Source organism: Melaminivora alkalimesophila, from assembly GCF_000282995.1.
Taxonomy (GTDB): Bacteria; Pseudomonadota; Gammaproteobacteria; order Burkholderiales; family Burkholderiaceae_C; genus Melaminivora; species Melaminivora alkalimesophila.
This window is the reverse complement of record NZ_ALEE01000211.1, coordinates 1-4545: the sequence shown is the minus strand read 5'-3', so window position 1 is coordinate 4545 and position 4545 is coordinate 1. Positions and strand designations below refer to the sequence as shown.

Sequence of the window (4545 nt, the reverse complement as noted above, 5' to 3'; positions counted from 1 at the left end):
CGGGCGGCGGCCTCGGTCAGGGTGATGCCCATGGCAGCCCCCTCATCAGGCGGCCTGCACGTCGGCGGGAACGCCGCGCTTGGCCTTGTAGTCGTTCACTGCCGCCTTGATGGCGTCTTCGGCCAGGATCGAGCAGTGGATCTTCACCGGCGGCAGGGCCAGCTCCTCGGCGATGGCGCTGTTCTTGAGCTGGGCGGCCTCGTCCAGGGTCTTGCCCTTGACCCATTCGGTCACGAGCGAGGACGAAGCGATGGCCGAGCCGCAGCCGTAGGTCTTGAAGCGCGCGTCCTCGATGACGCCGGTGTCCGGGTTGACCTTGATCTGCAGGCGCATGACGTCGCCACAGGCGGGCGCGCCGACCATACCGGTGCCCACCGTCTCGTCGCCCTTGTCGAAGGAGCCGACGTTGCGCGGGTTCTCGTAGTGGTCGATGACCTTGTCAGAGTAAGCCATGGTGTATTCCTCCTTGTCTCTCGGTTGCCGTCAGTGGGCGGCCCACTGGATGGTGCTCAGGTCGACGCCTTCCAGGTGCATCTCCCACAAGGGGGAGAGTTCGCGCAGCTTGGCCACGTTGTGGCGAATCGCCTGGATGGCGTAGTCGATCTCTTCCTCGGTCGTGAAGCGGCCGATGGTCATGCGCAGGCTGCTGTGCGCCAGCTCGTCGCTGCGGCCCAGCGCGCGCAGCACGTAGCTGGGCTCCAGGCTCGCCGAGGTACAGGCCGAGCCGCTGGAGACCGCCAGGCCCTTGATGCCCATGATCAGCGACTCGCCCTCGACGTAGTTGAAGCTCATGTTCAGGTTGTGCGGCACGCGCCGCTCGAGGTCGCCGTTCACGAAGACCTGCTCGATGTCCTTGAGGCCGTTCAGCAGGCGCTGCTGGAGCGCGCGCACGCGGGCGTTGTCCTGGGCCATCTCTTCCTTTGCGATGCGGAAGGCCTCGCCCATGCCGACGATCTGGTGCGTGGCAAGCGTGCCCGAGCGCATGCCGCGCTCGTGGCCGCCGCCGTGCATCTGCGCCTCCAGGCGCACGCGGGGCTTCCTGCGCACGTACAGCGCGCCGATGCCCTTGGGGCCGTAGGTCTTGTGCGAGGCCAGGCTCATCAGGTCCACAGGCAGGGCCTTGAGGTCGATCTCGATCTTGCCGGTCGCCTGGGCGGCATCGACGTGCAGCAGCACGCCCTTCTCGCGGCAGATAGCGCCGATGGCGGCGATGTCCTGGATGACGCCGATCTCGTTGTTCACGAACATGACGCTGGCAAGGATCGTGTCCGGGCGGATCGCGGCCTTGAAGACCTCCAGATCCAGTAGGCCGTTGTCCTGCACGTCGAGGTAGCTGACCTCGAAGCCCTGGCGCTCGAGCTCGCGCATCACGTCCAGCACCGCCTTGTGTTCGGTCTTGACCGTGATCAGGTGCTTGCCCTTGCCCTTGTAGAAGTGGGCCGCACCCTTGATCGCCAGGTTGTTCGATTCGGTGGCGCCGCTGGTCCAGACGATCTCGCGCGGGTCGGCGCCGATCAGCTCGGCCACCTGCGTGCGCGCCTTCTCCACGGCCTCTTCCGCCTCCCAGCCCCAGGCGTGGCTGCGCGAGGCCGGGTTGCCGAAGTGCTCGCGCAACCACGGGATCATCGCGTCCACGACGCGCGGATCCACGGGGGTCGTCGCACCGTAGTCGAGGTAGATGGGAAAGTGGGGCGTCATGTCCATGGCTGGTTCGGTATCGCTTCTGGCTGGCGGATGGGTTTCGGGTGGTTCTAGGGGGCGGTAGTGTGCGGCGAGGGCCCCGGACGCGCCCGGCGGCGTGCCGATGGCCTTGCGCGCAACGTCAGGATTTGGCGAAGGCGTTGCCCAGGGCGAACACGGAATTGGGCGCGTTCACGCGGATCGGCTTGACCACCGGCGTGGTGGAGATGGCGCGGCGCGTGGCGGGCTTGTCCTCGATCTGGATGCCCTTGGCGAGCTGCTCGTCCACGAGCTTTTGCAGCGTCACGGAGTCGAGGAACTCGACCATGCGCTGGTTCAGCGCGGCCCACAGGTCGTGCGTCATGCAGCGGCCGGCCTCGCCCAGGCAGTTTTCCTTGCCACCGCACTGGGTGGAGTCGATGGGCTCGTCGACCGAGACGATGATGTCGGCCACCGTGATGTCGGCGGCCTTGCGCGCCAGGGTATAGCCGCCGCCCGGGCCGCGGGTGGATTCCACCAGCTCATGGCGGCGCAGCTTGCCGAAGAGCTGTTCCAGGTAAGATAGGGAGATCTGCTGGCGCTGGCTGATGGCCGCCAGGGTGACGGGGCCATTGTGCTGGCGCAGGGCCAGGTCGATCATGGCGGTGACCGCAAAACGGCCCTTGGTGGTGAGACGCATCGCAAGCTCCTTGGTAAGTCAGGCTTGATCCTTGAAACGCCGGCAGGCCTCGTTGCCTGCCCGCCGGCTCCGTCCCCGCCCTGCCCGGCGCCACACGCCGAGTCCTGCTTCGTGTTGTGGGGTTATTTCTCGGAAAATCTGAGGCCATTGTAGCACAAAACTTGAGTAAATTGGTCGGGTAAGCACTTCCCACAGCCTGGCCGCCCCGCGCGCCCTCATGCCACGGCAGGGTCGGGCCCGCGGGCCCCGAAGACCCGCTCCTTGAGCCGCGCGAGCTGGTCGCGCACGCGCGCCGCCTGCTCGAACTCCAGGTTGCGCGCATGCTCGAGCATGAGCCTTTCGAGCCGCTTGATCTCGCGCGCAATGTCTTTTTCGGGCATCTCCGCGAGCTCCGCCTGGCGCATGGCTTCGCGCTCCAGGCGCTGCGCCTCCTGGCCAGCCTTCTCGCTGTAGACGCCGTCAATCAGGTCTCTTACCTGCTTGACAATGCTGCGCGGTGTGATACCTCTTTCCTTGTTGTAGGCGATTTGCCGCGCGCGGCGCCGCTCGGTCTCGCCGATCGCCTTCTTCATCGATTCCGTCATGTGGTCGGCGTAGAGGATGGCCTTGCCGTTGGCGTTGCGCGCGGCGCGGCCGATGGTCTGGATCAGGCTGCGCTCGGCGCGCAGGAAGCCCTCCTTGTCGGCGTCGAGGATCGCGACCAGCGACACCTCCGGAATGTCCAGGCCCTCCCGCAGCAGGTTGATGCCCACCAGCACGTCGAAGGCCCCCAGCCGCAGGTCGCGGATGATCTCCACGCGCTCCACGGTGTCGATGTCCGAGTGCAGGTAGCGCACGCGCACGCCGTTGTCCGTCAGGTAGTCGGTCAGCTGCTCGGCCATGCGCTTGGTGAGCGTGGTGATGAGCACGCGCTCGTGCCGCTCCACGCGCAGCCGGATCTCCTGCAGCACGTCGTCCACCTGGCTGGTGGCCGGGCGCACCTCGACCTCCGGGTCGACCAGCCCGGTGGGGCGCACCACTTGGTCGACGATCTGGCCGGAATGCGTCCTCTCGTAGTCGGCCGGCGTGGCCGAGACGAAGATCACCTGGCGCATGCGCCGCTCGAATTCCTCGAACTTGAGCGGCCGGTTGTCCAGCGCCGACGGCAGGCGAAAGCCGTATTCCACCAGCGTGGTCTTGCGCGAGCGGTCGCCGTTGTACATGGCCGAGAGCTGGCCGATCATCTGGTGGCTCTCGTCCAGGAACATCAGCGCGTCCTTGGGCAGGTAGTCGGTCAGCGTGCTGGGCGGCTCGCCCGGCGCCGCGCCCGAGAGGTGGCGCGAATAGTTCTCGATGCCCTTGCAGTGGCCGACTTCGGCGAGCATCTCCAGGTCGAAGCGCGTGCGCTGCTCCAGGCGCTGGGCCTCCAGCAGCTTGCCCTCGCGCTCGAAGAAGGCGAGCCGCTCGGCCAGTTCGGCCTTGATGGTCTCCACCGCCGCGAGCACGGTGTCGCGCGGCGTCACGTAGTGGCTGCTGGGATAGACCGTAAAGCGCGGGATCTTCTGCTGCACGCGCCCGGTGAGCGGGTCGAACAATTGCAGGCTCTCGACCTCGTCGTCGAACAGTTCGATGCGGATCGCCAGTTCCGAATGCTCGGCCGGGAAGACGTCGATGGTGTCGCCGCGCACGCGGAACTTGCCGCGCGAGAAATCCTGGTCGTTGCGCTGGTACTGCATGCGGATCAGCTGGGCGATGACCTCGCGCTGGCCGATGCGGTCGCCGGTGCGCAGCGTCATGACCATGCGGTGGTAGCTCTCGGGGTTGCCGATGCCGTAGATGGCCGAGACCGTGGCGACGATGACCACGTCGCGCCGCTCCATCAGGCTCTTGGTGCACGACAGGCGCATCTGCTCGATGTGCTCGTTGATGGCGCTGTCCTTCTCGATGAACAGGTCGCGCTGCGGCACATAGGCCTCGGGCTGGTAGTAGTCGTAGTAGCTGACGAAGTATTCCACCGCGTTCTTCGGGAAGAACTCGCGAAATTCCGAATACAGCTGCGCCGCCAGCGTCTTGTTGGGGGCAAACACGATGGCCGGGCGCCCCAGGCGGGCGATCACGTTGGCCATGGTGAAAGTCTTGCCCGAGCCGGTCACGCCCAGCAGCGTCTGGAAGGCCTCGCCGTCGCGCACACCCTCGACCAGCCGCTC

The 4545-nt window shown here is 66.6% G+C and carries 4 protein-coding genes; all 4 read right to left on the bottom strand.

All coding sequences use genetic code 11. The annotated features are described in order from the left end of the window. Positions 1-45: 45 nt before the first annotated feature. Positions 46-453, bottom strand: coding sequence for a Fe-S cluster assembly scaffold IscU (gene iscU, locus A612_RS03520; RefSeq protein WP_019373209.1), 408 nt, complete (start codon positions 451-453; stop codon positions 46-48). A 30-nt stretch (positions 454-483) separates the two neighbouring features. Continuing rightward, positions 484-1704, bottom strand: a complete 1221-nt coding sequence (locus A612_RS03515; protein ID WP_019373208.1) for an IscS subfamily cysteine desulfurase — start codon at positions 1702-1704, stop codon at positions 484-486. Positions 1705-1822: 118 nt separating this feature from the next. Further along, entirely contained in the window at positions 1823-2359 is a 537-nt protein-coding gene (gene iscR / locus A612_RS03510) for a Fe-S cluster assembly transcriptional regulator IscR (protein ID WP_019373207.1), read from the bottom strand. A gap of 215 nt (positions 2360-2574) precedes the next feature. Next, positions 2575-4545, bottom strand: a 1971-nt coding sequence (gene uvrB, locus A612_RS03505) for an excinuclease ABC subunit UvrB (RefSeq protein WP_019373206.1), incomplete at its 5' end; no start/stop codon positions are given.